Here is a 24,687-nt window from a genome sequence, read left to right as displayed (position 1 = left end):
CTCTCGGGAACTCGCGATGACGATTAGACGTGACTGACTATGCTTTTGTGTATCTTTTGTAACAACTTCATGACACACGGCCCCGGAAGCGAAAAAACAGACAAGTTTTCGGGTTGTCGGTGGTTTTTCCAGGGTAAAACTTCTGTTTCCCGCACAGCAGGACCGCCAAACCACACAATTTCAGAATCATTTCGCGGGCCACATCCATCTGCGCAGGACCATATGTGACAACAGGTTAAAGACTTTACCTAAAGGGATCAGGCCTGTTTTTCCCGACGCAGGATCACCGTAAAACAGCTGCCCTGACCCGGCGCGCTTTCAATACGTAAACGCCCACGGTGGCGGTTGATAATATGCTTTACAATCGCAAGACCCAGCCCCGTGCCCCCCATCTCACGCGAGCGATGCCCGTCGATCCGGTAAAACCGTTCCGTCAGGCGCGGTATATGTTCCGCAGCAATGCCTTCGCCCTGATCTTGCACCAGGATCCGGATTGTCGGCGCACGCAGCAGAGGATCATTGTCGAACATCTCTGTCGTAATACTTACGGATTTGTTCCTTCCGCCGTATTTCAGCGCATTTTCGATCAGATTGGTAAAGACCTGCTGTAACTGGTCCCGGTCGCCCGTCAGAATAACGTCGCTTTCAGGCAGATTCAGCAACAGATCACAGTTCTGATCCGTTGCCAGTGGTTTCAGGACCTGTGTCACAGACCGCAGCAGCGCGCCGATCCCGACCTCATCCGTCGGGCGCATACGTTCATCACTTTCGACACGTGAAAGCGAAAGCAGATCCCCAACCAGGCGATTCATCCGGCTGGCTTCATTTTCCATGATCCCCAGAAAACGTGCCCGCGCAGCCGGATCATCTTTTGCTGCACCATTCAGTGTTTCAATAAAACCGGACAGCGCTGTCAGCGGCGTGCGTAGTTCATGGCTGACATTGGCAACAAAATCACGTCGCATCGCCACGGCATTTTCCAGATCGCTGACATCGGTAAAACTGATCATCACCCCGGCGAACTGCCCGCCTGTGTCGCGAAAAGCGGCACAGGTGACATCCCATGTCACATCCTGATCCCCTTCACGCCCCTGATAGCGGGTTCGCTTTGTGCTGTGCGATACGAAAACCTGTTCAATCGCATCCAGAAGCCCGGGCTGACGCAGACCTGTTATGAAATGACGCCCCAGAATCTCAGCCCCCAACATGGAGGACGCCAGACCGTTCACCTGACTGATGCGTTCATTCTTATCAACCAGCACAACTGGCAAAGGGAGACCATTCAGAAGGTCAGTCAGATCTGGTATCGTCATATCCGGTATTTTCCTGATTATTCTCATCGACGGAATTCACGAAAATCCAGCGCATATTCGCGAGCAATCTGCAAGCAAACAAACCATCCCGAAGCCATACAGAACAATAACAAAAATATAGACGCATTGTTTCAGTTTCATGTCGTTTTCCGGGGGCTACGAAAAAAATCGTACATTCATGATACGCCCCACAGGTTTTTTTTTGACAATCGGGTCAAAGACCGGGTTTTAATGCAATGAAACAGTCATGAGTGAGTCGGTAGTTTTCGGGAACCCTGCATCAAAAGGATGTTCGGCAGTAATGACTAACACTGTTATTTTAGTGATCGGTGATGTGAACAACTGGTTAGCACGAGGGCACTCTCTTCCTCAGGACAAATCTCTCGTGTTTGTCGACTATGCGGCTTTTTCAGCGGAAACCCTGCTCATGCATCGACCTGATATGATTCTTTCTCCTTTGACGTCCGTTGGGTTTGACGCGCTTGATCTTGCAGATCGCCTGCAAACCTTTCGGTATTGCGGCGCGTTTCGTGTGCTGGCGCCGAAACTTCCGGATCAGGCCATGGTCACGCGTGAACTGTGCTATCGTGCGCCGGATGTTGATTGTGAACTGGTGGAACTCAACCGTGCACCGGAATTGCGTGTCGTCTGACCTGACGCCAATGGTCTGTAAAGGCGCCGGAATCCTGCACCCTCAGATTTCGTTTAGCCTTCGACAGGCTTAAGCTCCGCAAGAAAGCGCTGTGCATTTGCCTGATACCCAAGTGCTGAGGCTTTCAGGCCTTCAATTGCCTGGTCATTCAGCTCCCGCACGATTTTACCCGGCGCCCCCATGACAAGCGATCCATCCGGGATCTCTTTGCCTTCGGTGATCAGTGCCCCCGCCCCGATCAGGCAGTTTTTACCGATCTTCGCCCCGTTCAGCACAGTCGCACCCATACCGATCAGGCTGTTTTCCCCAATGGTGCAGCCGTGCAACATGGCTTTGTGACCAATGGTGCAGCCGGCCCCAATCACCAGAGGAAAGCCCATATCTGTGTGCAACACACAGTTTTCCTGAATATTGCTGCCCGCGCCCAGATCAATCAGTTCATTATCGCCACGCAGGGTTGATCCGAACCAGACAGATGATCCGGCCTGCAGGCAGATTTTACCGATGATATTCGCGTCAGCGGCGACAAAAACATCATCCGCAATCTCTGGCGTCACGCCATCCAGTGCATAAATCGTCATGACATTCCCTCAAATTCGGCTTGCAACATCCGTACATGTTCCACAACAGCAGGCTGTTGTTCCCGGCGCAGACGTTCGGATGCAACAATCGTCAGCAGGCGTTGTTCTGTTGCGTCCAGATCATCGTTCACAAGCACATAGTCATAGTTCGACCAGCGGCTGATTTCATCCCAGCTTTTGCGCATGCGCTTTTCGATGACCTCTTCGCTGTCCTGACCGCGTCCTTCCAGACGGGCGCGCAATTCAGCAATAGAGGGGGGCAGCAGGAAGATCGAAAGGGCGTGTTTGCCAAGATCCGTATTGCGGATTTGCTGTTCGCCCTGCCAGTCGACATCAAACAGCACATCATGCCCGTCTTCAATCGCCGACATCACAGGACGGCGTGGCGAGCCATAGAAGTTCCCGAAGACATGCGCGTGTTCCAGCATCATGCCATCGGCCACATCACGTTTGAACGTGGCTTCTGTCATAAAGTGGTAATCTTCACCGTTCACTTCGCCCGGGCGCGGGTCGCGTGTGGTGGCAGAGACCGAGAAACGGATATCCGGATCCCAGGCCCGCAGACGTTTGGACAGCGTTGATTTCCCGGCACCTGATGGCGATGACAGGATAATCAGAAGGCCCCGGCGTTGATCCGTATTCATGGTTTACTCCACATTCTGAATTTGTTCGCGCATCTGATCAATCACAGCCTTCAGGTCAAGCCCTGTCGCGGTCAATGCGCTGTCCTGGCTTTTGGAACAAAGCGTATTGGCCTCGCGGTTGAATTCCTGCATCAGAAAATCGAACTTGCGTCCACAAGGCCCATTTGCGGCCAGAAGTGCGCGGGCGGCTTTGACATGGGTCATCAGGCGATCAATTTCCTCTGTCACATCTGATTTCACCACCAGAACCGCGATTTCCTGGGCAAGGCGGGCCTCATCCAGACCATCACTGTTCGCCAGCACCCGGTTCAGATTGTCCCGCAACGCAGTTTCCATTTGCGGCAGACGATCTTTGGCCTGTTGTTGTGCGGTTGTGACCAGAGTTTCGATCTCTTTCAGCTGACCGGAAATGATCTGTTCCAGTGCTGCGCCCTCATGCGCCCGCATCGCAAGGAAATCCGCCAGCACCGGCACAAAATCGGCCTGCACAGCCGCGGCAAGAACAGCTGGTTCTGCCACATCCGCAGCGGCCTGCACAATGCCCGGCAACTTCATCAGGTCCATCGCGGTGGGTGTCGCCAGCGCAACCCCGACGGCGCGTGCTTCCAGTTCAATGCCTGACAGGCTTTTCAGAGCGGCCTGCAGCGCCCTGGTATCAAGCTGTACCTGGCCGGTATTTTCTTCACGTGACAGGCGCAGGTTCAGGGTCACTGCACCACGCGTCAGCGCATCCCCGACCGTCGCGCGCAACTTCTGTTCCAGGCCCGGCAGCCAATCCGGCACCCGCAGGCGCAGATCAAGCCCGCGTGCATTTACAGAACGCAATTCCCACGTCCAGCTGAACCCATCTGATGCCCCCTGGCCGGAAGCAAAGCCTGTCATCGAGTTAACCATTTCCTAAGGTTTCCCACCATTTTTCGTAAAACTATGCGATATTAACATACCAGTAACCATTCTGCTGGCAGGGTTAACAGAACACAGCCCTGTAAACAATCTTCCGGGGCCAACGACCGGCCTCAGCGCATCAGACGGAACAGGCCGATGACACAGAACAACGATGGGAATAACGAAGTTGTCACGCTTTCAGATTACAGAGGGCAAATGACCTGGTCGGCTCTGAAACAGGTTGAGGCCTATTGGGAAGGTCTGCGGCATGGCCGGGTTGTGCCTTTGCGCACGGATGTAGATCCCCGTGGCATCGAGGGCGTTCTGGAACATGCTTTCATTCTGGAACGCATCGCCCCGGGCCTTGCGCGGTTCCGTCTTGCAGGTCTTCATCTGGTCGATCTGATCGGGATGGAAGTGCGCGGGATGCCCCTGACGTCATTCTTTACCCCGGACAGCCGCAAAAAGGTAACTGCGGCGCTGGAAGATGTGTTTCAGGGCCCGGAAACAGCCGAAATTCACCTGACAGGGGAAAAAGGGTTTGGCAAACCCGATCTGACGGCGCGGATGCTGCTTCTGCCCCTGAAAAGCGATCTTGGTGATGTGTCCCGTATTCTGGGCTGCCTTGTGGCACAGGGGCAAACCGGCCGCACACCGCGCCGCTTTGATGTCTCAGACATCCAGAGCCGCCCAATTCAGGTCAAGGCACCAGAAATCACCCGTCGCCCTGCCCCACAACCCACACCTGAGAAGCCTGAAGTGGTTTTCCAGACAGATGACGCACAAAAGCAGCCGGGATTTGCAGAAAACAGCCAGGCCTTTACAGGCGCGCCGTCAAAAACGGCATCCTACCTGAGGCTGGTAACCGATAACGATCAGTGATGACTTAAATATTCACGCAGGCACCAGACCATCGGGCAGATAAGAAGGTGCAAAATAGAAAACCGCAACACTCTGAAAGTGCTGCGGTTTTCTTTTGTTCAGGTCTCAGAAGACTTAGCTTGCTTTTGCCTGCAACGCCTTACGGTTCGCAGACAGTTCTTCCGCGATCAGGAAGGCCAGTTCCAGAGATTGTGACGCATTCAGACGTGGATCACAGGCGGTGTGATAGCGGCTGGACAGATCTTCATCGGTCACAGCGCGGACACCACCGGTGCATTCGGTCACATCTTTGCCGGTCATCTCAAAATGCACGCCGCCCGGGATTGTGCCCTCGGCTTTGTGGATGTTGAAGAATTCCTGCACTTCACGCATCACGCTTTCAAACGGACGGGTCTTGAAGCCGGAGGCAGATTTGATGGTGTTGCCATGCATCGGGTCACAGGACCAGACAACATTTGCACCCTCTTCCTGCACAGCTTTTACAAGACGTGGCAGGTGTTCCCCCACAGAACCGGCCCCAAAGCGCGCGATCAGGGTCAGACGGCCGGCTTCGTTTTCCGGGTTCAGCTTGTTCATCAGAACTTTCAGGTCTTCGACATCCATGGAAGGGCCACATTTCAGGCCAATCGGGTTCTGCACACCACGGCAGAATTCCACATGGGCACCGTCCGGCTGACGGGTACGATCACCAATCCAGATCAGGTGGCCGGAACCAGCCACAGGCTTGCCGGATGTAGAATCGATACGACAGAGCGCTTCTTCATATTCCAGCAGCAGTGCTTCGTGGGATGTGTAGAAATCAACGGTCTGCAGCGTATGTGCACGATCGCTGTCCACGCCTGCGGCCTTCATGAAGTCCAGCGTATCCTGAATGCGATCCGCCATATCACGGTAACGCGCAGCGTTTTCACCCTCAACAAAGCTCTGGGTCCAGGAATGCACCTGGTGCACATCCGCATACCCACCCTGGCTGAACGCACGCACAAGGTTCAGCGTTGCAGCAGACTGTGTGTAAGCCTGCAGCATCTTTGACGGGTTCGGAATACGTGCCGCCGGTGTGAAGTCCAGTTCATTCACGATGTCACCACGGAAAGACGGCAGTTCAACACCATCCACAGTTTCCATAGGCGCAGAACGTGGTTTCGCGAACTGACCCGCCAGACGACCCACCTTAACCACAGGCACTTTCGCACCCCAGGTCAGGACCATCGCCATCTGCAGCATCACTTTGAATGTGTCACGGATCATGTCTGCCGAGAATTCCGCAAAGCTTTCCGCACAATCGCCGCCCTGCAGCAGGAACGCATCGCCGCGCGATACATCTGCCAGTGCGTTTTTCAGTTTGCGGGCTTCACCGGCAAAAACCAGCGGCGGATACACGCCAAGCTGTGCCTCCACAGCGTTCAGTGCCTCCTGGTCCGGATAATCCGGCATCTGAACCCGGGGCTTGTTGCGCCAGTCAGATTTTTGCCATTGCCGTGTCATTGCTTTTGCTCCCGCAATTTTTATTAAGACCTCCTCTATAAAAGCCTAAATGGGGGCTTGCCAACCGCTGAATTTGCAGGCAGAGCGCAAATTTGGCATTATCGTTTCAGGAGAGGGCTGAAACGTCTTGCGGCGGGCGCAGAATACTGCTTCCGTGAAATGGTTAACACAAAGGGAAGCCCATGGCAGAGATACCCCAGACAGTTGAGGTTGATGCAGACGCAAAGACCCGCAGGTTTGTCTTTGTTTTGCTGGAGAATTTTTCGCTGCTCGGCTTTGCCGCAGCTGTCGAATCTCTGCGCATTGCCAACCGTATGGCCAACCGGCCAATCTACACCTGGACATTGATCGGCGAAGGTGGGGAAAAGGTTTCCTGCTCGGCCGGGGCCGAGTTTAATCTCGATGGTGATCTGGAAGAAATGCTGCGTGATGACGTGATGTTTCTCTGCGGCGGCATTGATGTACAGGCAGCAACCACAAAACGTCTGCTGAACTGGGTCCGTCGCGAAGCGCGTCGTGGTGCCATCATGGCAGGGCTTTGCACCGCGGGTTACGTAATGGCGCGCGCCGGGTTGCTTGACGGTAAAAAGGCCACGATTCATTGGGAAAACCAGGACAGTTTTTCCGAGGAATTTGACGAGGTTGAGCTGACCAAATCTGTTTTTGTCATGGATGGCAACCGCTATACCACTGCTGGCGGCACCTCTTCTATTGATCTGATGCTGAAAATCATTGCGTCTGATCACGGGGAAGATCTGGCGAACGCCGTGGCGGATCAGCTGATCTATTCGTCCATCCGGACCGACCAGGACACGCAACGCCTGTCCGTGCCGTCCCGTATCGGTGTACGTCATCCGAAACTCTCTGCTGTCATTCAGATGATGGAACAGAACATTGAAGAACCGATCAGCCCTTCTGTTCTGGCGAAAGACGTGGGCATGTCCACCCGACAGCTGGAACGTCTGTTCCGTCGCTATCTGAACCGGTCGCCCAAGCGTTATTATATGGAGTTGCGCCTGCAAAAAGCGCGCAACCTGTTGATGCAGACCGATATGAGTGTGATCAATGTGGCGTTGGCCTGTGGTTTTGCCAGCCCAAGCCATTTTTCCAAATGCTACCGTTCGCACTACAACACCACGCCTTACCGCGAACGCGGCAGCCGTTCGGTACGTCTGAGCATCTGAACCTGAGAATCACTTATTCTACGTTGGGCCCCTGTTCATCAGCGGGCCCGACGTCATTTCACCAGCATTATAATATTCGACATTTCCTCATATAAATCTGACATTTGATTTAAGCTTAAAGAGAAATTAGCCCCATATTTTCAGCCGATTCTGATCAATCGCAGCCCACGGGGTTTCCTTTTGATTATGTTTGGCTAAAATCAGCCTCAATAAAAAACCTCATTAGGGAGAGACACATGAAAAAGCTGCTGATGGCGACTGCTGCCACCGCAATTATGGGTGCTGGCGCGGCTTATGCTGACGGCCATGGTGCTGTGAAACTGGGCATTCTGTTTGGCTTCACCGGCCCGATTGAAACCCTGTCCCCGCATATGGCTGGTGGTGCTGAAGCTGCGATTGCTGAAGTCAACGCGGCTGGCGGCATTCTTGATGGTCACATGGTTGAAGGCATCCGTGCTGATTCCGGTTGTATCGACAACGGCCTCGCGACTTCCAACGCCGAAAAGCTGATCTCTTCTGACGGCATCTCCGGCCTGATCGGTGCTGACTGTTCCGGCGTGACCGGCGCGGTTCTGCAGAACGTGGCGATCCCGAACGGCATGGTGATGATTTCACCTTCCGCAACATCGCCCGCCCTGTCCACCGCTGAAGACAATGACCTGTTCTTCCGCACCGCACCGTCTGATGCGCGTGAAGGCCAGATCCTGTCCGACATCCTGATGGAACGTGGTTTCAAATCTGCGGCCCTGACTTATACCAACAACGACTATGGAAAAGGTCTGGCTGAATCTTTCGCATCTGCCTACCAGGCTGCTGGCGGCGAGATCACCATCTCTGCGGCACATGAAGACGGCAAAGCAGATTATTCCGCTGAAATCGGCGCACTCGCGTCTGCTGGCGGCGACATTCTGGTTGTTGCCGGTTACCTTGACCAGGGTGGTCTGGGCATCATCAACGCATCTCTCGATTCCGGCGCGTATGAGCAGTTCGCACTGCCAGGCGGCATGATCGGTGACAGCCTTCCTGAAAACGTTGGCCCTGATCTGAACGGTTCTTTTGGTCTGATCGCTGGCGTTGGTGGCGATTCTGCGGAACGTATGGCGGTGATCGGCGAAGCAAACGGCTTTGACAGCACCTCTTCTTTCACCTCCGAAACCTATGACGCAGCTGCGCTGTTCATGTTCGCGATGGAAGCCGCTGGTTCTTCCTCCCCTGCGGATTACGGCAGCAAGATCTTTGACATGGCAAACGCACCTGGTGAGAAAATCTACCCTGGTGAACTGGCCAAAGGTCTTGAGATCCTGCGCAACGGCGGCGACATCGACTATGTTGGTGGTTCCGCAGTTGAGCTGATCGGCGGTGGCGAAAGCGGTGGTTCTTACCGCATCATCGAAGTTCAGGACGGCGCAAACGTAACCGTTGAATATCGTTGATCTGATCTGATAAAGATCTGAAACAGCCCGGACCGTGTTCCGGGCTGTTTTTACTGACTGTGCCGGGAAAGAACCGGACGACGGAATAAGGGGTTGCGGGATGATCACCGTAGAGGGGCTTCAGAAAAACTTTGGCGGATTTTATGCCGTTGATGGTGCCAGCCTGAGTATCGACGAGGGATCCATTACCGGTCTGATCGGCCCAAATGGCGCCGGAAAAACCACCCTTTTCAATGTGATCGCGGGCGTTCTTCAACCAAGCGATGGCAAAGTCACCATGAAGGGTGAAGACATTACTGGCCTGCCCCCGCATGAGCTGTTTCACAAAGGCCTTCTGCGCACGTTCCAGATTGCCCATGAATTTGAAAGCATGTCCTGCCGCGAAAATCTGATGATGGTGCCCGGCGCGCAATCCGGTGAAACGCTGTGGAATACCTGGTTTGGCCGCAAACGCATCGCCAATGAAGAACGCGCCCTGCGTGCAAAGGCCGATGAAGTGCTGGAATTCCTCACAGTGGAACATCTGGCCAATCACAAAGCGGGACAGATCTCTGGTGGTCAGAAGAAACTGCTGGAACTTGGCCGCACCATGATGGTGGATGCAAAGATTGTATTCCTGGATGAGGTCGGCGCAGGCGTGAATCGTACCCTGCTGAACACCATCGGCGACGCCATCCTGCGCCTGAATCGCGAACGTAATTACACATTCGTCGTGATCGAACACGACATGGATTTCATCGGCCGCATCTGCGACCCTGTGATCTGTATGGCTGAAGGCAAAGTCCTGGCCGAAGGCACACTGGATGAAATCAAAGCCAACGAACAGGTGATCGAGGCCTATCTTGGCACTGGTCTGAAGAATAAGACAAAAGAAGAGGTCCAGGCATGAGCGAACCTTTCCTCATCGGCGACGGCATGACCGGCGGTTATGGCAAAGGACCGGACATTTTGCATGACTGCACGATCTCTGTCGACAAGGGCGAGATTGCCGTGATCGTCGGGCCGAATGGTGCCGGCAAATCCACCGGCATGAAAGCTGTATTCGGTATGCTGAACCTGAACAAAGGTGCTGTTCGCCTGGATGGTGAAGACATCACAAAGCTTTCCCCACAAGACCGCGTCGCCAAAGGCATGGGGTTTGTGCCGCAGACCCACAATATCTTCACCTCGATGTCCGTTGAAGAAAACCTGGAAATGGGCGCGTTCATCCGCACGGATGACTTCCGCGACACGATCGAACAGGTTTATGAGCTGTTCCCGATCCTGGGTGACAAACGTAACCAGCCCGCGGGTGAACTGTCCGGTGGTCAGCGTCAACAGGTTGCCGTTGGCCGTGCGCTGATGACAAAGCCGACCGTTCTGATGCTGGATGAACCGACAGCGGGTGTATCGCCTATCGTGATGGATGAGCTGTTTGACCGCATCATCGAAGTCGCCCGCACCGGAATTTCCATCCTGATGGTAGAACAAAACGCCCGTCAAGCGCTTGAAATTGCGGACAAAGGTTACGTTCTGGTTCAGGGGCGCAATCGTTTCACCGACACTGGTCAGGCCCTTCTGGCGGATCCGGAAGTGCGCAAAAGCTTCCTTGGCGGCTAAAAAAACAGCAATGGAAGGTACACGGCTTTCCATTGCTTATTCCGGAATCAGACACGCTGACGCAATCAGCCATTTTCGGACCATAGCACCACAATAATTATGCCACATTTCCCAGGTAGCTGATCACCACAGTGCCTGACAGTCATGAGTCATCCGGTCAGCGTAAGACGGGCTCTGATCTTCTGATATGCAGAGAGAACATCTGCTCTGCGAACTGCTTGCATGACTGGAAATACATATGAAAAACTTTCTGCTGCTTTCGCTTCTCGGCACAGCAACCGTAACACCTGTATGGGCCAACCCTTTTGCGCCAACCGGTGAGAACATCACGATTACCTGCACATCTGACCGGGATGGTTCAGACGTTACCCTGACCCGGATGGGTTCATCGTTTCAGGGGATTATTGAAACCACGGATATCAGCGGTGATGCGATGATCTTCCCCGGTGTGAATTCCCTGACATTTATGCATATCGAAGGCGATGACGTGATGACCTTTGTCGTGCATTTCGACACCCATGAATATGATCTGTCCGTTCAGGGCCCGCATGCGGGAAACGATCACGGGAATTGTGACGTCTGATCTGCCGCACTCTGTTTCTCCCTCAGATTTACTCTGCCCCGGGGGAGAATCAGATTCCCTTAAATACCCTGATCATTTGGCGATGGCTGACCTGCGGGCAGATTTTTAGCCAACGGAAACCTGCTATTGTGTTGTATTTTTGATTGAATATTCAGGAAATACCTCTCTCTGGCCTTTCCTCCAGACAACTTCCGCCGTAATTGCAGCCTAGCTGTATTGAGTGCAGCAAACGCCTTTCGCGTTGCCATGTATGTTCCAGGTATCCCGTTACAAATTCAGCCGGAAAGAACTTTTCTTCCGGCTCTCTTATTTTGAATTAACGATCTGAGCAGGATTAACTATGAAATATCTTCTCGCTGTAACTGCGATCTGTCTGACCACCGCCGCCCATGCCAGCCCCCTCACCGGTGATGATTTTCAAATCACCTGCGTGTCTGATCGCGATGGTTCCGAAGTTACACTGTCCCGTGCCGGTGGCGCAGATCAGGGCTATATTCACACGGATAAAATCGACGGCGATGCGATGATCTTTCCTGGCGTGAATTCCCTGACGTTCATGCATATCGAAGACCAGGATGTGATGACATTTGTCGTGCATTTTGACACGCATGACTATGATCTTGCGGTTCAGGGTCCACATGCGGGCAATGATTACGGTGTTTGTGGCGACGCAATCATCGACTAAAGCCAAAAGCGGTAAATTTCCTCTTCTCGCAGCCCCCGGCAATGCGTTAAAAGACTCTGAACCTGAAGGCGTCAGATGTTTTCCTGCGCGCCAGGACTGCGAGAGAATGAATGGATCTGATTAACGCGCTTGTCGCGCTTGCAAACTTTGTACTTGTCCCGGCGATCGCCTATGGCAGCCAGCTTGCCCTGGGCGCACTTGGGGTAACGCTGATCTACGGGATCCTGCGTTTTTCAAACTTCGCCCATGGCGACACAATGGCGTTTGGGGCCATGGCGACAATCCTTGTCACCTGGCTTTTGCAAAGCTGGGGCGTCAGCCTTGGCCCGTTGCCAACCGCCCTGCTTGCCCTGCCCTTTGGCATTCTGGCGACGATTGCGCTGCTGCTTGTGACAGATCGCACGATCTATCGGTTCTACCGCAAACAAAAAGCCGCACCTGTGATCTTCCTGATCGTCTCGCTTGGCGTGATGTTTGTGATGAACGGTATCGTGCGTTTCATCATCGGCCCGAATGATCAGCGGTTCTCTGACGGCGCACGTTTCATCATCAAGGCCCGTGATTTCAAGAACGCGACCGGCCTGTCTGAAGGTCTTGCGTTCAAGACATCCCAGGGCATCACCATTGTTACCGCGATTGTGGTTGTTGCGGCGCTGTTCTGGTTCCTCAACAAAACCCGTACCGGAAAATCCATGCGTGCCTATTCCGACAATGAGGATCTGGCGCTGTTGTCTGGCATCAATCCGGAACGTGTGGTGATGATCACCTGGATCATTGTTGCCGCGCTGGCGACCACTGCGGGGGTGCTGTACGGTCTTGACAAAGGCTTCAAACCTTTCACTTACTTCCAGCTTCTGCTGCCGATCTTTGCCTCTGCCATTGTTGGTGGTCTGGGCAATCCGCTGGGCGCGATTGCCGGTGGATTTGTGATTGCATTTTCCGAGGTCACAATCACCTATGCTTTCAAAAAAGTGCTGGGTTACCTCGCGCCCGAAGGTCTGGAACCCTCCAGCCTCGTGCAGCTTCTGTCGACTGATTACAAATTTGCGGTCAGCTTTACGATCCTGATTATCGTGCTTCTGTTCCGTCCCACCGGTCTGTTTAAGGGGAAAGCGCTATGACCATGAATTACAAGAACATCGCGCTGTTCGCCATCATCGGCGTGGTCTTTATCCTCACCGGTATGGTCAAAGGGCCAAACGCGGCCCTGTATCTGCTGAACCTTGGCCTGATCTCCGCAATCCTTGCGCTGGGTGTAAACCTGCAATGGGGGCTGGCCGGGCTTCTGAACGTCGGCATCATGGGGTTTGTTGCCCTTGGTGCGCTGTCCACCGTGCTGATTTCCATGCCCCCCACGACGGAAGCCATCGCCGCTGGCGGGCTGCGTGTTGTTGTTGCCCTGCTCATTGGAGCAGCCACCATTCTGGGTGCCGTGCAACTGATGAAACGCATGACCCCGGGCAAATCCCGTAACCTTGCCCTGATCGGACTGTTGGTCGTGGGCTTTTTCCTGTTCCGCTTCCTCTTTGATCCAGCTGTTTCTGCGATTGAATCTGTCGATTCTGCCGCGACCGGCTATCTTGGCGGTCTGGGCCTGCCGGTGCTTCTGGCCTGGCCCATGGGGGCTTTAATGGCGGCTGGTGCTGCCTGGATCATCGGTAAAACCGCCCTTGGTCTGCGGTCCGATTATCTGGCGATTGCGACGCTCGGCATTGCGGAGATCATCATCGCGATCCTGAAGAATGAAGACTGGCTGTCGCGCGGCGTTAAAAACGTCGTCGGCATCCCGCGTCCTGTGCCTTATGAAGTCGACCTTCAGGCCTCTGAAAGCTTCCTGAACACCGCCCAGACCTTCGGCATCAATGACCCGATCCTGGCCTCTACTGTCTTTGTAAAGCTTTGCTATACCGGGCTTTTCGTTGTGGTTCTGGCGATCCTCATGTGGCTGTCACAACAGGCGCTGAATTCCCCCTGGGGCCGTATGATGCGTGCGATCCGTGACAATGAAGTCGCCGCAGAAGCCATGGGCAAAGATGTCACCCGCCGCCACCTGCAGATCTTTATTCTGGGTTCTGCCATCTGTGGTCTGGCCGGTGCCATGTGGGCGACCATGGACAGCACCCTGATCCCGACGTCCTACCAGCCGCTGCGGTTTACCTTCCTGATCTGGGTGATGGTGATCATCGGGGGATCTGGTAACAACTGGGGTGCGATCCTGGGTGGTTTCCTGATCCTGCTGCTCTGGGACTGGGGCGAACAGCTGGGTCTCTGGATGATGGAATTTGTCACCTGGCCGCTGGCGGATGGTGTCTGGCTGAAAGATCACCTGATCAACAATGCGCCGCATATGCGTCTGATGATGATTGGGATTGTCTTGTTGCTGATCCTGCGTTTCAGCCCGCGCGGGTTGATCCCTGAGGAATAAGGATCAGATACGATCTGATAAAAAGGCCGGAGCAGATGTTCCGGCCTTTTTGTTAGTAGCGACTTTTAGTGGGGGCCAGCCCCCACACCCCCGGGATATTTCCGGTAAGAGGAAAACGGGAAAAGCTATTTCAGATACTCATGAATTTCATATGCACAAAGCATGCACATTCTATGCACAACTTATGCATATCAGGCGTGCGTTGTGTTCAGAGAAGCTCAAGATCAGGAAGAGGCTTTTTCTTCCAGTTCCATCCATTCTTCTTCTGCCGCAGACAAGGCTTCCTGGCGTTCTGTCATGGCCTCTGAAGCCTTCTGCCATTTGACCGGCTCTTTTGAGAACAGATCCGGGTCAGACATGAACACCGTCAGTTTCGCGATCTCGGCTTCCAGACGTTCTATCTCTGCCGGCAGCGCATCAAGACGATGCTGTTCGGTGTAGGACAGTTTTTTCTGGGATGGCTGCGCGGCAGGTTTTGCCTCTGCTTTGGGCTTTGCTTTAGCTTTCGCTTTTGCAGATTTTTCCTCGCCCTGTCCCTCGGCCCGTTGCGCCTGATAGTCGGACCAGCCCCCGGCATAAATCGTTGCCTTGCCGTCACCTTCCATCGCAATGGTTGTGGCAGCAACACGATCCAGGAAATCCCGATCGTGTGATACAAGGATCACTGTGCCATCATAGCTGTCGAGCAGATCCTGCAGCAGATCAAGCGTTTCCACATCCAGATCGTTGGTCGGTTCATCCATCACCAGAAGGTTCGACGGCCGCGCCATCAGACGCGCCAGCAAAAGCCGGGCTTTTTCGCCGCCGGACAGGGACCGCACGGGCGCGCGGGCCTGGCGTTCATCAAAAAGGAAATCTTTCAGATAACCCACAACATGTCGCGGCGCACCGCGCACCATCACCTGATCAGAGCGTCCAGAAACACCAAGCGTTGGATCCAGAGACAGATTATCCCAAAGGCTTTTGTCGCCATCCAGGCCGTCGCGCGTCTGATCAAAGAATGCCATCTCAAGGCCAGTGCCCTGGCTGATGGAACCGCTGTCAGGTTGCATCTGGCCAATCAACATCTTCAGAAGCGTGGTTTTGCCTGCCCCATTTGGGCCCAGCAAAGCCACGCGATCCCCGCGGTTGATGCGCAGATCAAAAGATTTCAGGATCGTTTTGGTTTCAAACGACTTGGAAATGCCCTGCGCTTCGATCACCTTACGCCCGGATTTGGTCCCGGCATCCAGTTCCATCGCAGCCACACCCTGACGGCGAATCTGACCAGAACGTTCAGCACGTAATTCCTGCAAGGCACGCACCCGGCCCTGGTTGCGTTTGCGGCGCGCGGAAATGCCCTCAACTGCCCAGCGGGCTTCGGATTTGATCTTGCGATCCAGCTTGTGGCGCGCAATGTCTTCTTCTTCCCAGGTCTTGTCGCGCCAGGCTTCAAAATGGGAGAAATCTTTTTCCATCCGACGCGTCATTCCTCTGTCGACCCAAAGGGTTGCACGGGAAAGCGCACGTAAAAATGCGCGGTCGTGGCTGATCAGAACAAAGCCGGATTGTGTTTCTTTCAACTGATTTTCAAGCCAGGTGATTGCTTCAATATCAAGGTGGTTTGTCGGTTCGTCCAACAGCATCAGTTCCGGCGCTTCACCCAGAAGTTTCGCCAAAGCCGCACGCCGGCGTTCCCCACCAGAAGCCGTTGCAACCGGTGTATCGGGGTTAAACTTCAGCCCTTCAGCGGCCATTTCGACGCGCCAGGCTTCGGATGGTTCAAGATCAGAAAGTGCAAAGTCACCAAGGGTTTCAAAGCCTGACAGATCCGGGTCTTGTTCCATATAGCCAACCGACACACCGGGCGACACCACGCGCAGGCCTTTGTCGGCCTCAACAATCCCTGCCATGATCTTCATCAGCGTGGATTTACCCGATCCATTGCGCCCCACCAGCGCCACACGGTCGCCGGGCTGAACCACAAGATCAAGGTTGTCAAAAATCGGATCCCCGCCAAAGGTCAGGGAAATATCGGAGAGCTGAAGAAGAGGTGTACGTGCCATGACATGCAGCTAGCCTGCGCCATGAGAAAGGTCAACGTATCAGGTTGCCCCCATGCGTAAAAGACGGGCGCGCGCCGGGGGAATGGCGCGGATTTCCAGACCGGTAAACACATGTAATGTGTTCATATCCGGATCAACCACCGCATGATCAGACACCCAGCCCCCCATCACAAGATAAGTGCGCAGCAGCGGCGGCATGGTTTTCATGGCACGTTTTGCATCGGGCTTGCGCCGCAGACGCTCGGCAAAACGGAAGACACCCGGGGCTTTCACGCGGGGAAGAAACCGTTTCGGGGCCAGGTGGCGATCGCGCAGCAGTGCAAAGGAATCGTAGTATTCCGCAGCCTCTGTCCCCTGAAAGGAAGAACAGCCAAACAGCATCTCAACCCCGTTTTCATCGACATACCGGGTCATCGCGCCCCAGGCGACACGCAGAATATCCGGATCGGTCCAGGCCGGATCAATGCAGAAACGCCCCATTTCAATCATCGGGCCATCAAATCCGGAAAGCCCTGACAATTCATAATATTGCGCAGAATAGCTCAGGTTAATTTCACTGCCATTCCGGATCGGCAGCATGCGGAAACAACAGACAAGATCGCCGCTGGTGCGTTCCTCAATCAGGATATGTGTGCAGATGTCGTCAAAATGATCTGCGTCCGGCGCATCATCGCGAAAACAACGCTGTCGCAGGGCCTGTGCGGCCTGCACATCCGCCAGACTTCGTCCCTCACGGGCGATATAGCGACCTTTGTTTAAGCGAAGCATCTTCTGCCTTTCGGAACCTTTTAAACGGTAACTTATCCTATAGATGTGACGGAAAGCTGACGATGCAAGGATTTTATACAAAAAGCCCCGGCACATTGGCCGGGGCTGCATTCTTTATCTGACCGAAATTATCCGTCGCCGAGGAACTGATCCGCAGCAAAGTTGCCGAAGTTACCAAACAGCTGACGCAGGAAGGACACGCCTTTGATGTTGGTGTCTGTGACGCGGCGCGACAGAACCACGACATTGCCCTCTTCCAGACCAAAGCGTTCGACATTTTCCACAACACCATCGCCATCAAAGCTGATCGCTACAACTTCGCGGTCAATTTCCACGGGGGCTTTCCAGGCAAACTGGCGCCAGCGGCTTTCCACGTAATACCAGCCACCGCTTTCCAGCAGGCCCGCAGACGTCGGACGTCCAACGACAGAGGCAACGGTTTCACGGGTATCAACACCAACAAGAACCTGTTCAAGGTCGCCTTCCATCGGTGCATAGCCGTGATTGCGATACTGCGCACTACAACCGGCAAGCACAGCCGCAAAAGCCAGAGCCACCAGGGGTTTCATCAATTTTCTGAGCCCTGCCATCATATATCTTCCGCTGTTCCCTGCCCCTGTCGGGCGTTTTTATTCCGTTCTCTGTGTATTTCAGGGCTATAGTGCGGTGCACAGCCCTTGCATAAGAGAGATTTGCCTTTTATCGGACTTAGCGAATGACGCGGCGCACTGCAAGCTTTGCCAGCCGCATGAGCGAAGGATGAGCGGATGAATGACACAGCGCAACAGCCCCCATATAGCCACAGCTATGAAACCCGGGCTTTGAAAAGCAGTCAGGAACTGACATTTGAACTGAAACCAGGTGCAGCGGAATGCACCCCGATTGCAGAGCTTCTGGGGCTGATCAGCCTGAACAAACTGCGTTTCAAAGGCACGATCAAAGCGGCCGGTAAGAAAGACTGGGTCGTGACAGCCGAACTGGGGGCAACGATTGAACAACCCTGCATTTCGACACTGGCCCCGGTGAAGACCCGGATTGATGAAAAAGTCACGCGGCGCTTTATTGCCAATTACGAAACACCTGATGAGGACAGCGAAACCGAAATGGACCCGGATGAAACCCAGGAACCATTGGGCGCGACCATTGACGTGGGTGAAATCATGACGGAAGCCCTGGCACTTGCGCTGCCATTGTATCCGCGCGCGGCTGGTGCTGGTACAGAATCCGCCCCGATACAGGCTGCGCCAAAAGGTGTTGCACCTTTGCAGGATGCAGATCTGAACCCATTTGCTGCGCTTCAGGGGCTGAAAAACAAGATCGAAAGCGGTGATTCAGGCGAAAGCTGACATTTTTTTACCCTTCTTTGCGAAAAGGCGGCTGTACGCAGGGCATTTCTACATGTAAAGGGTTGCACAACCGGGAAATCTCTCTATGTTCCCGGCTTCGTTTCAGGGCTTATTCTGTGGCAAAGTCACAGACAGGCAGATCCCGAAGCACCAGATTTAACAGGGGCTATTTGACACGCCCCACGAACTTGAGGTTGTGACATGGCTGTCCCAAAAAGTAAGATCACCCGGTCACGCCGGGGCCAACGCCGCTCCCATGACTCGCTTGTAGCGGGTAACCCGGCAGAATGCCCGAACTGTGGTGAGCTGAAGCGCCCACACCACGTTTGTGGCGCTTGTGGCCAGTACGACGACCGTGAAGTTGTCGCTCAGGCTGACGAAATTGATCTTGACGGCGAAGACGCTGCATAAGATCATCTGAGATTACAGGCGCGCCCTGATTTGCAGGCCGCGCCTTTTTCTTGACTGCTTCTCCCGGAGAGCATGCGAACCGGAGCCTGACTATGACGACAGATCTGTCATCAGAAAATATAGCCAGCAACGCCCCTGCCGCAGATAAATCCGGTCGTATCATCATTTCAGTTGACGCCATGGGCGGAGACCGCGGCCCTGCTGCCGTGATTGCCGGTATCGCGCAATCCGCTGCAAAGAACCCGGATATCGGGTTTATCGTGCATGGTGATGAACCCACACTGACAAAGCTTCTGAAAAAGAAACGTCATCTGGCGGATGTGGTGGAAGTGCGCCATGCGGAAGATGTTGTCACGATGGACGCAAAGCCCAGTCATGTGATGCGAAACGGCAAGAAGACCTCTATGTGGTCCACTGTCGACGCAGTCCGCAATGGCGAAGCGGCCGTGGCGGTTTCCTGTGGCAACACCGGGGCGCTGATGGCTTTGTCGATGATCCGCCTGCGCAAACTGCCTGGTGTGAATCGCCCGGCGATTGCCTGCCTCTGGCCCTCTACCAACCCCGGCGGCTTTAATGTCATGCTGGATGTGGGCGCAGATATTCGCGCTGATGAACATGACCTGCTGCAATATGCGCTGATGGGCGCGTCTTATGCACGTAACGGCCTGGGCCTTTCGCGCCCCCGCATTGGCCTGCTGAATGTCGGGACTGAAGAACATAAAGGCCGGGCTGAGCTGAAAGCCGCCAATGAGCTGATTACTGACGCCGCGGACCAGGCCAATATCGACTATGTTGGTTTTGTGGAAGGCGGCGACATCCCGTCTGACCGGGCTGATGTGATTGTCACCGACGGGTATACCGGCAATATCGCCCTGAAAACCGGCGAAGGCACAGCATCCTTCATCAGTGGTGCGCTCAGGAGTGCCTTTAAACACTCACCTCTGTCACGCCTTGGTGCCCTTTTTGCCCTGACCTCGCTGAAGCGCCTGCAAAAACGCATTGACCCGCGTCGGGTCAACGGTGGCGTTTTCCTTGGTCTCAATGGCACTGTTGTGAAATCCCATGGGTCTGCGGACGCCACAGGTATTTCGGCCGCGATTAAACTGGCTTTCACCCTTGGCGAATCCGGCTTTTCCGAAAAGCTGGCCGCGCGGGTTGCATCTGTGACCCCGTCACGCCAGGATGAAACAGCTAACGTGAAAGCATCTGATGATGCTGCGCAATCAACCAATACAAATAACGGGTAAACCCGAATGACAATTAGAGCCGTGGTCCGTGGTGTCGGGCATTACCTGCCAAAGCGCGTCGTTGAAAACGCAGAGTTTGAAGAGACGCTGGACACAAGCGATGAATGGATCCGCTCGCGTTCCGGGATTGAACGCCGGCATTTTGCCGCCGAAGGTGAAACCACCTCGCAACTGGCGACCATTGCAGCACGCCATGCACTACAGAACGCCGGTCTGGATATTTCCGATATCGACGCGATTGTTGTCGCAACCTCTACCCCGGATCTGACGTTCCCTTCTGTTGCCACAATGGTGCAGAATGAACTGAACATGGAACAAGGCTTTGCCTATGACGTTCAGGCGGTGTGTGCCGGGTTTGTCTATGCGCTGACCAATGCCAATGCGCTGATCGTTTCTGGTCAGGCCAAACGTGTGATCGTGATTGGTGCCGAAACATTTTCGCGCATTATGGACTGGACCGACCGTTCGACCTGCGTGCTGTTTGGCGATGGTGCAGGCGCGCTGGTCCTGGAGGCACAGGAATGCGCGGGCACATCCGATGATCGTGGCATTCTGGCTTGTGATCTGAATTCAGATGGCCGGTATCGCCAGATGCTGTATGTCGATGGCGGCGTTTCCACCACCGGCACCTCCGGTAAACTGCGTATGCAGGGCAATCCCCTGTTCCGTCAGGCTGTCGAAAAGCTGACATCAACGGCCCACAAGGCGCTTGAGAAAGCGGGCGTCGCTGAAACTGACGTCGACTGGATCGTTCCGCATCAGGCAAACATCCGCATTATTCAGGGCACGGCCAGGAAAATGGGCCTGCCGATGGATAAAGTCATCGTAACGGTTCAGGATCATGGCAACACGTCTGCCGCCTCTATCCCGCTGGCCCTGTCTGTTGGTCATGAAAATGGTCAGATTAAGCAGGGTGACCTTCTGGTAACAGAAGCCATCGGTGGCGGTCTTGCCTGGGGTGCTGTCGCGCTTCGGTGGTGACAGCCAAAACCCCACAAACCTGCGGCTGAATCTTTTGCACTTTAAAAAGCTCTTTGCTGGCTTTTTGCAAAATAACTACCCAGTGCACATGTTGACTTTGAATTTCAGCGCGACATAAACTGTCTGCGAGAGAATGTGGGTTACAAGGAAAAATCATGAGCACCAACACTTTAACGCGAATGGATCTTAACGAAGCCGTTTTTAGCGAAGTCGGTTTGTCACGAAATGAATCATCCGAGCTTGTCGAATCCATTTTGCAAAAAATTTCTGATGCGCTGGTCGAAGGTGAGTCTGTAAAAATCTCTTCCTTCGGTACATTTTCTGTACGCGACAAGTCCGCACGCGTTGGGCGCAATCCGAAGACCGGAGAAGAAGTTCCGATTCATCCGCGCCGCGTGATGACATTCCGCCCTTCGCATCTGATGAAATCCCGTGTAGAACGGGGCGGAAATTCCTGAACACGGACAATGAATTATGGCAAAGTCGGCCAATGCTTTCCGCACAATACGAGAAGTTTCAGAATGGCTGGAAACACCTGCCCATGTTCTGAGATTTTGGGAAAGTAAATTCCGGCAGGTTTCCCCTGTGAAACGTGCGGGTGGTCGACGCTATTACCGGCCCGCTGACATGCTTTTGCTTGGCGGCCTCAAAAAGTTGCTGCATGAAGACAATATGTCGATCAAAGACGCTGCCCGGTTTCTGAAAACAGATGGGGTAAAGGTCGTGCAGGCCTTGTCCCGCCCTCTGGAAGAAACTGTATCCGACCAGCAGGAATCGGACGTCACAACCACGAAATCACAGCCGGAGCCTGCATTGGCTGATCTTCACCCTGATGCTACGATCGAATCTCCGGTCATTCCGGAAGCATCCGAAGACGCAATCGTGAACAACGAATCTCCGCTAAATGCCCCCGTTGATACGCCGGAAACATCACTGCCAGAACAAGTTTCCGAACCGGCGCAGTTGCCTCTGCCAGGGACACCTGATCCTGCGCCTCTCTCTGTCGAGAAACCGGTAGAGGCAGCTGTTGCTTTGTCTGAAAAGCCAGTGAAACGCCCGGATGTTCATTCTGAAGAGGTCAGTCATGTGACCGATGAACCAGATCTGTTTTCGCTGATGGAACCGACTGTTCCAGAAACGCCTGTGCAGGAAAACCAGATTGTCGCTGACGATCAACTATCAGATTTTCCCGCGCATGCCGCGATTGAAACAGAGATACCAACGCCCCCTGAAACACCCGCTCCCGATGAAATAGTCGCTGCCACTGGAGAAGTCCCCCTGTCCGAAACCCCGGGGGACACGGCTGTTCTGTCAACCGGATCGGCCGGGACATCCGAAGAACCAGAGGACGCTCCCGCCCCAGCACTGTCCGATCCAGACCAGACAGATCTGGCCTCAGCCCAGATCGCTGATACCGAAGCATCGGACGAAAATATCCCGGATGCAGCCATCCCTGCGGCAATCGAAACAATAGCAGTTCCCGAAGACCCGGCTAACGATGTTGTTTTTCTTCGCGAACAACCGGTGCTGGCGGTCATTCTGAACACGGCATTTCCAATGCTTGTATCCGCTGGCCCGGCGCTTGAAGTGGCAACGACCCGCCTTGAAACCCTGCGCAACCGTATGGCCGGTCGCTGATCTTATTTTTCGAAATTTCCATCTTGCCCCCGGCCATAAAACCGCTATGTAAGGTGTCAGTTCGGGCTATGGCGCAGCCTGGTAGCGCGTCCGTCTGGGGGACGGAAGGTCGCAGGTTCGAGTCCTGCTAGCCCGACCACGAACAAAACGGCCCCTGCCCTTGTGGTAGCGGGCCGTTTGTTTATTCTGGCGCTGATTCCGCCCGGGCGGAGCAAGATCAGACTGTTCTGAAAGGATATCGCCCATGGCTTCTGCTTCTCTGTCACCTGATACAAACGACAGCAGAATTGGCGTTCTGCCTGATCACCTGATTCAGCGCATGACTGAAGCCGGGCAGATCACAGCAACACAACCCTATGTGGATGGCCAGGTGCAACCTGCCTCTCTTGATCTGCGTCTTGGGCTGCGGGCCTGGCGCGTACGGGCATCGTTCCTTGCAGGTGCCGGGAATAAAGTTGCAGATCGTCTTGGCGAATTTGAGATGCATGAAATCGCCCTGACACCGGGCGTCGTGTTGGAAAAAGGCTGCGTTTACGTGGTTGAGCTGATGGAAGGCCTTGCCCTGCCAGATGACATCACCGCCGTTACCAATGCGAAATCTTCTACCGGTCGCCTTGATCTGCTGACCCGGGTTGTCACCGATGGCGGCGCAGAGTTTGACCGTATCCCTGCCGGGTATTCCGGCCCGCTTTACGCTGAGATCTGCCCACGCAGTTTTTCCGTTCTTGTACGTCCGGGAATGCGACTGAACCAGATTCGGTTTCGGCAGGGACAATCTGTTCTGTCAGATGATGATCTGCGCGCTATTCACGCTGAAGATCGTCTGGTATCCGGTGATGCGCTGATCAGTGATGGCCTGGGGTTCTCGGTCGATCTGAAACCTGAAAATGGCAATCTTGTCGGCTTCCGCGCAAAACCCCATTCCGGCGTGATTGACCTGGATAATATCGCCCATTACGACCCGGCAGACTACTGGGAGCCCATCCACACGAATGATGGCCGCATTATCCTGGATCCCGGTGCATTTTACATCCTTGTCAGCCGCGAAGCCGTGACTATTCCACCGAACTGCGCGGCCGAAATGGCGCCATATCTGGCCATGGTTGGTGAATTCCGCGTGCATTACGCGGGCTTCTTTGATCCGGGATTTGGCCATTCCTCAACCGGAGGTGCCGGGTCGCGTGGCGTGCTGGAAGTTCGCTGCCACGAAGCCCCCTTTGTCCTGGAACATGGTCAGGTTGTCGGGCGTCTGGTTTATGAAAAAATGGCGTCAGAACCGGAAACCCTTTATGGCGCGGGTATTGCATCCAACTACCAGGGCCAGGGTCTGAAACTGTCCAAACATTTCAAACCTCTGGGATAATCCCCACAGCCACTTCACTGCCCAGATCTTCGGTAATTTCTGCCTGCACAGGACGTTCCTGGTGGGTGGACAGCACAACATGACTGCTGGTGGCGCGGACTTCTTTCAACTTGTAAAGCCGCGCCAGCAAACCCTGCAACGCCAGGGAATGGGACACGCGCACTTTCATAATCACGCTGATGTCCCCGGTCACGGTTTGCACTTCTTCAACCTCGGGCAATTGCGCGATCTTCATCAGCCCCGGCGTAATCCCCCAGCCAGCTGTGGTCACATGGATATAGGCCAGCAAGGGCTTGCCGATCTTCGCGCCATCCAGTGCCGCCTGCGTCCTCCGGATCACCCCATTCGCACGCAGGCGTTTCACCCGTTCATGCAGGGCCGCTGCCGACAGGCCTATTTCCTCTGACAGCGACGCAAAACTGCGCCCGGCGTCCTTCACCAGCGCGGCGGATATTTTTCGGTCAATCGCATCAAAGCGTGGGGCTGACACACCGCCTGGCTGAAGATTATCTGTTTTTTCCTGCTTCATGCGAAATA

Annotated in this window: 26 protein-coding genes and 1 tRNA gene; 18 read left to right on the top strand and 9 right to left on the bottom strand. The window is 54.4% G+C overall.

Going from position 1 to position 24,687, the window contains the following annotated elements; all coding sequences use genetic code 11:
• Nucleotides 1-257: 257 nt before the first annotated feature.
• A complete protein-coding gene (locus tag H1D41_RS00600; protein ID WP_228847089.1) occupies nucleotides 258-1,313 on the bottom strand; it encodes an ATP-binding protein in 1,056 nt (351 codons plus the stop codon).
• Between the two features lie 301 nt (nucleotides 1,314-1,614).
• On the opposite strand from H1D41_RS00600, the gene H1D41_RS00595 reads away from it, so the two are divergent.
• Nucleotides 1,615-1,965, top strand: a complete 351-nt coding sequence (locus H1D41_RS00595) for a hypothetical protein (protein WP_228847088.1) — start codon at nucleotides 1,615-1,617, stop codon at nucleotides 1,963-1,965.
• Nucleotides 1,966-2,018: 53 nt separating this feature from the next.
• Here the strand turns inward: H1D41_RS00595 and H1D41_RS00590 are convergent, their stop codons facing one another.
• From H1D41_RS00590 to H1D41_RS00580, 3 genes are read right to left on the bottom strand one after another with little or no spacing between them, the layout of a single operon-like run.
• The gene (locus tag H1D41_RS00590; RefSeq protein ID WP_228847087.1) at nucleotides 2,019-2,546 is read right to left on the bottom strand and encodes a gamma carbonic anhydrase family protein; all 528 of its coding nucleotides are present in this window, start codon (nucleotides 2,544-2,546) and stop codon (nucleotides 2,019-2,021) included.
• Nucleotides 2,543-3,190 carry a guanylate kinase gene (gmk, locus tag H1D41_RS00585; RefSeq protein ID WP_228847086.1) on the bottom strand — a complete coding sequence of 216 codons (648 nt, stop codon included), beginning with the start codon at nucleotides 3,188-3,190 and terminating at the stop codon, nucleotides 2,543-2,545. The genes H1D41_RS00590 and gmk overlap by 4 nt, the downstream gene beginning before the upstream one ends.
• A gap of 3 nt (nucleotides 3,191-3,193) precedes the next feature.
• On the bottom strand, nucleotides 3,194-4,072 hold the full coding sequence (locus H1D41_RS00580; RefSeq protein WP_228847085.1) for a YicC/YloC family endoribonuclease: 879 nt from the start codon (nucleotides 4,070-4,072) through the stop codon (nucleotides 3,194-3,196).
• 159 nt (nucleotides 4,073-4,231) lie between these two features.
• On the opposite strand from H1D41_RS00580, the gene H1D41_RS00575 reads away from it, so the two are divergent.
• Nucleotides 4,232-4,957: a PAS domain-containing protein gene (locus H1D41_RS00575; protein ID WP_228847084.1), complete on the top strand. Its 726-nt coding sequence runs from the start codon at nucleotides 4,232-4,234 to the stop codon at nucleotides 4,955-4,957.
• 114 nt (nucleotides 4,958-5,071) lie between these two features.
• Here the strand turns inward: H1D41_RS00575 and H1D41_RS00570 are convergent, their stop codons facing one another.
• The gene (locus tag H1D41_RS00570) at nucleotides 5,072-6,442 is read right to left on the bottom strand and encodes a class II 3-deoxy-7-phosphoheptulonate synthase (protein WP_228847083.1); all 1,371 of its coding nucleotides are present in this window, start codon (nucleotides 6,440-6,442) and stop codon (nucleotides 5,072-5,074) included.
• A gap of 182 nt (nucleotides 6,443-6,624) precedes the next feature.
• Here H1D41_RS00570 and H1D41_RS00565 point away from each other — a divergent pair, with 182 nt between their 5' ends.
• The 8 genes from H1D41_RS00565 (at nucleotide 6,625) to H1D41_RS00530 (ending at nucleotide 14,351) form a co-directional block, all read left to right on the top strand.
• Nucleotides 6,625-7,626 (top strand): GlxA family transcriptional regulator, encoded by a 1,002-nt coding sequence (locus tag H1D41_RS00565; RefSeq protein ID WP_228847082.1) that lies wholly within the window; start codon nucleotides 6,625-6,627, stop codon nucleotides 7,624-7,626.
• A gap of 236 nt (nucleotides 7,627-7,862) precedes the next feature.
• On the top strand, nucleotides 7,863-9,059 hold the full coding sequence (locus H1D41_RS00560) for an ABC transporter substrate-binding protein (RefSeq protein ID WP_228847081.1): 1,197 nt from the start codon (nucleotides 7,863-7,865) through the stop codon (nucleotides 9,057-9,059).
• A gap of 100 nt (nucleotides 9,060-9,159) precedes the next feature.
• On the top strand, nucleotides 9,160-9,948 hold the full coding sequence (locus H1D41_RS00555; RefSeq protein ID WP_228847080.1) for an ABC transporter ATP-binding protein: 789 nt from the start codon (nucleotides 9,160-9,162) through the stop codon (nucleotides 9,946-9,948).
• Nucleotides 9,945-10,658, top strand: a complete 714-nt coding sequence (locus H1D41_RS00550; RefSeq protein WP_228847079.1) for an ABC transporter ATP-binding protein — start codon at nucleotides 9,945-9,947, stop codon at nucleotides 10,656-10,658. The genes H1D41_RS00555 and H1D41_RS00550 overlap by 4 nt, the downstream gene beginning before the upstream one ends.
• A gap of 238 nt (nucleotides 10,659-10,896) precedes the next feature.
• The gene (locus H1D41_RS00545) at nucleotides 10,897-11,241 is read left to right on the top strand and encodes a hypothetical protein (RefSeq protein ID WP_228847078.1); all 345 of its coding nucleotides are present in this window, start codon (nucleotides 10,897-10,899) and stop codon (nucleotides 11,239-11,241) included.
• Nucleotides 11,242-11,581: 340 nt separating this feature from the next.
• Entirely contained in the window at nucleotides 11,582-11,926 is a 345-nt protein-coding gene (locus H1D41_RS00540; RefSeq protein WP_228847077.1) for a hypothetical protein, read from the top strand.
• Between the two features lie 110 nt (nucleotides 11,927-12,036).
• The gene (locus H1D41_RS00535; protein ID WP_228847076.1) at nucleotides 12,037-13,047 is read left to right on the top strand and encodes a branched-chain amino acid ABC transporter permease; all 1,011 of its coding nucleotides are present in this window, start codon (nucleotides 12,037-12,039) and stop codon (nucleotides 13,045-13,047) included.
• On the top strand, nucleotides 13,044-14,351 hold the full coding sequence (locus tag H1D41_RS00530) for a branched-chain amino acid ABC transporter permease (protein WP_228847075.1): 1,308 nt from the start codon (nucleotides 13,044-13,046) through the stop codon (nucleotides 14,349-14,351). The genes H1D41_RS00535 and H1D41_RS00530 overlap by 4 nt, the downstream gene beginning before the upstream one ends.
• A gap of 224 nt (nucleotides 14,352-14,575) precedes the next feature.
• Here H1D41_RS00530 and H1D41_RS00525 read toward each other — a convergent pair whose 3' ends face one another.
• The 3 genes from H1D41_RS00525 to H1D41_RS00515 all read right to left on the bottom strand — a co-directional run bounded on the left by H1D41_RS00525 (nucleotide 14,576) and on the right by H1D41_RS00515 (nucleotide 17,733).
• The gene (locus H1D41_RS00525; RefSeq protein ID WP_228847074.1) at nucleotides 14,576-16,396 is read right to left on the bottom strand and encodes an ABC-F family ATP-binding cassette domain-containing protein; all 1,821 of its coding nucleotides are present in this window, start codon (nucleotides 16,394-16,396) and stop codon (nucleotides 14,576-14,578) included.
• Nucleotides 16,397-16,435: 39 nt separating this feature from the next.
• Nucleotides 16,436-17,164: a GNAT family N-acetyltransferase gene (locus H1D41_RS00520; protein WP_228847073.1), complete on the bottom strand. Its 729-nt coding sequence runs from the start codon at nucleotides 17,162-17,164 to the stop codon at nucleotides 16,436-16,438.
• A 128-nt stretch (nucleotides 17,165-17,292) separates the two neighbouring features.
• A complete protein-coding gene (locus tag H1D41_RS00515) occupies nucleotides 17,293-17,733 on the bottom strand; it encodes an outer membrane protein assembly factor BamE (protein WP_107496192.1) in 441 nt (146 codons plus the stop codon).
• Between the two features lie 198 nt (nucleotides 17,734-17,931).
• Here H1D41_RS00515 and H1D41_RS00510 point away from each other — a divergent pair, with 198 nt between their 5' ends.
• The 8 genes from H1D41_RS00510 to H1D41_RS00475 all read left to right on the top strand — a co-directional run bounded on the left by H1D41_RS00510 (nucleotide 17,932) and on the right by H1D41_RS00475 (nucleotide 24,150).
• Nucleotides 17,932-18,510 carry a YceD family protein gene (locus tag H1D41_RS00510; protein WP_228847072.1) on the top strand — a complete coding sequence of 193 codons (579 nt, stop codon included), beginning with the start codon at nucleotides 17,932-17,934 and terminating at the stop codon, nucleotides 18,508-18,510.
• A gap of 201 nt (nucleotides 18,511-18,711) precedes the next feature.
• Entirely contained in the window at nucleotides 18,712-18,921 is a 210-nt protein-coding gene (gene rpmF / locus H1D41_RS00505) for a 50S ribosomal protein L32 (protein ID WP_107495862.1), read from the top strand.
• Nucleotides 18,922-19,013: 92 nt separating this feature from the next.
• Nucleotides 19,014-20,168: a phosphate acyltransferase PlsX gene (gene plsX, locus H1D41_RS00500; protein ID WP_267473556.1), complete on the top strand. Its 1,155-nt coding sequence runs from the start codon at nucleotides 19,014-19,016 to the stop codon at nucleotides 20,166-20,168.
• A 6-nt stretch (nucleotides 20,169-20,174) separates the two neighbouring features.
• Entirely contained in the window at nucleotides 20,175-21,149 is a 975-nt protein-coding gene (locus tag H1D41_RS00495) for a beta-ketoacyl-ACP synthase III (RefSeq protein WP_228847071.1), read from the top strand.
• Between the two features lie 155 nt (nucleotides 21,150-21,304).
• Nucleotides 21,305-21,607, top strand: a complete 303-nt coding sequence (gene ihfA, locus H1D41_RS00490) for an integration host factor subunit alpha (RefSeq protein ID WP_228847070.1) — start codon at nucleotides 21,305-21,307, stop codon at nucleotides 21,605-21,607.
• A 16-nt stretch (nucleotides 21,608-21,623) separates the two neighbouring features.
• On the top strand, nucleotides 21,624-22,787 hold the full coding sequence (locus H1D41_RS00485; RefSeq protein ID WP_228847069.1) for a MerR family transcriptional regulator: 1,164 nt from the start codon (nucleotides 21,624-21,626) through the stop codon (nucleotides 22,785-22,787).
• 62 nt (nucleotides 22,788-22,849) lie between these two features.
• Nucleotides 22,850-22,926: transfer RNA gene (locus tag H1D41_RS00480), tRNA-Pro, on the top strand.
• Between the two features lie 105 nt (nucleotides 22,927-23,031).
• Nucleotides 23,032-24,150, top strand: a complete 1,119-nt coding sequence (locus H1D41_RS00475; protein ID WP_228847068.1) for a 2'-deoxycytidine 5'-triphosphate deaminase — start codon at nucleotides 23,032-23,034, stop codon at nucleotides 24,148-24,150.
• On the opposite strand, the gene H1D41_RS00470 is transcribed toward H1D41_RS00475, so the two are convergent.
• Nucleotides 24,134-24,679: an Lrp/AsnC family transcriptional regulator gene (locus tag H1D41_RS00470; RefSeq protein WP_228847067.1), complete on the bottom strand. Its 546-nt coding sequence runs from the start codon at nucleotides 24,677-24,679 to the stop codon at nucleotides 24,134-24,136. The two genes, H1D41_RS00475 and H1D41_RS00470, sit on opposite strands and share 17 nt — an antisense overlap.
• Nucleotides 24,680-24,687 lie beyond the last annotated feature (8 nt).

Origin of the sequence: Halocynthiibacter styelae (assembly GCF_016123485.1) — a bacterium.
GTDB lineage: Bacteria > Pseudomonadota > Alphaproteobacteria > Rhodobacterales > Rhodobacteraceae > Halocynthiibacter > Halocynthiibacter styelae.
Note: the sequence above shows the minus strand (reverse complement) of the source record. Positions and strands in the feature narration are given on the sequence as shown.

What these genes read in the sequence shown, in the direction of transcription:
- ihfA (WP_228847070.1), top strand. Translation starts at nt 21,305, where the DNA reads ATGAGCACCAACACTTTAACGCGAATGGATCTTAACGAAGCCGTTTTT.
- H1D41_RS00510 (WP_228847072.1), top strand. Translation starts at nt 17,932, where the DNA reads ATGAATGACACAGCGCAACAGCCCCCATATAGCCACAGCTATGAAACC.
- H1D41_RS00595 (WP_228847088.1), top strand. Translation starts at nt 1,615, where the DNA reads ATGACTAACACTGTTATTTTAGTGATCGGTGATGTGAACAACTGGTTA.
- H1D41_RS00485 (WP_228847069.1), top strand. Translation starts at nt 21,624, where the DNA reads ATGGCAAAGTCGGCCAATGCTTTCCGCACAATACGAGAAGTTTCAGAA.
- H1D41_RS00525 (WP_228847074.1), bottom strand. Translation starts at nt 16,396, where the DNA reads ATGGCACGTACACCTCTTCTTCAGCTCTCCGATATTTCCCTGACCTTT.
- H1D41_RS00470 (WP_228847067.1), bottom strand. Translation starts at nt 24,679, where the DNA reads ATGAAGCAGGAAAAAACAGATAATCTTCAGCCAGGCGGTGTGTCAGCC.
- H1D41_RS00565 (WP_228847082.1), top strand. Translation starts at nt 6,625, where the DNA reads ATGGCAGAGATACCCCAGACAGTTGAGGTTGATGCAGACGCAAAGACC.
- H1D41_RS00535 (WP_228847076.1), top strand. Translation starts at nt 12,037, where the DNA reads ATGGATCTGATTAACGCGCTTGTCGCGCTTGCAAACTTTGTACTTGTC.
- H1D41_RS00590 (WP_228847087.1), bottom strand. Translation starts at nt 2,546, where the DNA reads ATGACGATTTATGCACTGGATGGCGTGACGCCAGAGATTGCGGATGAT.
- H1D41_RS00550 (WP_228847079.1), top strand. Translation starts at nt 9,945, where the DNA reads ATGAGCGAACCTTTCCTCATCGGCGACGGCATGACCGGCGGTTATGGC.
- H1D41_RS00515 (WP_107496192.1), bottom strand. Translation starts at nt 17,733, where the DNA reads ATGAAACCCCTGGTGGCTCTGGCTTTTGCGGCTGTGCTTGCCGGTTGT.
- H1D41_RS00520 (WP_228847073.1), bottom strand. Translation starts at nt 17,164, where the DNA reads ATGCTTCGCTTAAACAAAGGTCGCTATATCGCCCGTGAGGGACGAAGT.
- H1D41_RS00600 (WP_228847089.1), bottom strand. Translation starts at nt 1,313, where the DNA reads ATGACGATACCAGATCTGACTGACCTTCTGAATGGTCTCCCTTTGCCA.
- H1D41_RS00495 (WP_228847071.1), top strand. Translation starts at nt 20,175, where the DNA reads ATGACAATTAGAGCCGTGGTCCGTGGTGTCGGGCATTACCTGCCAAAG.
- H1D41_RS00530 (WP_228847075.1), top strand. Translation starts at nt 13,044, where the DNA reads ATGACCATGAATTACAAGAACATCGCGCTGTTCGCCATCATCGGCGTG.
- plsX (WP_267473556.1), top strand. Translation starts at nt 19,014, where the DNA reads ATGACGACAGATCTGTCATCAGAAAATATAGCCAGCAACGCCCCTGCC.
- H1D41_RS00555 (WP_228847080.1), top strand. Translation starts at nt 9,160, where the DNA reads ATGATCACCGTAGAGGGGCTTCAGAAAAACTTTGGCGGATTTTATGCC.
- H1D41_RS00575 (WP_228847084.1), top strand. Translation starts at nt 4,232, where the DNA reads ATGACACAGAACAACGATGGGAATAACGAAGTTGTCACGCTTTCAGAT.
- H1D41_RS00475 (WP_228847068.1), top strand. Translation starts at nt 23,032, where the DNA reads ATGGCTTCTGCTTCTCTGTCACCTGATACAAACGACAGCAGAATTGGC.
- H1D41_RS00560 (WP_228847081.1), top strand. Translation starts at nt 7,863, where the DNA reads ATGAAAAAGCTGCTGATGGCGACTGCTGCCACCGCAATTATGGGTGCT.
- H1D41_RS00580 (WP_228847085.1), bottom strand. Translation starts at nt 4,072, where the DNA reads ATGACAGGCTTTGCTTCCGGCCAGGGGGCATCAGATGGGTTCAGCTGG.
- H1D41_RS00545 (WP_228847078.1), top strand. Translation starts at nt 10,897, where the DNA reads ATGAAAAACTTTCTGCTGCTTTCGCTTCTCGGCACAGCAACCGTAACA.
- gmk (WP_228847086.1), bottom strand. Translation starts at nt 3,190, where the DNA reads ATGAATACGGATCAACGCCGGGGCCTTCTGATTATCCTGTCATCGCCA.
- H1D41_RS00570 (WP_228847083.1), bottom strand. Translation starts at nt 6,442, where the DNA reads ATGACACGGCAATGGCAAAAATCTGACTGGCGCAACAAGCCCCGGGTT.
- rpmF (WP_107495862.1), top strand. Translation starts at nt 18,712, where the DNA reads ATGGCTGTCCCAAAAAGTAAGATCACCCGGTCACGCCGGGGCCAACGC.
- H1D41_RS00540 (WP_228847077.1), top strand. Translation starts at nt 11,582, where the DNA reads ATGAAATATCTTCTCGCTGTAACTGCGATCTGTCTGACCACCGCCGCC.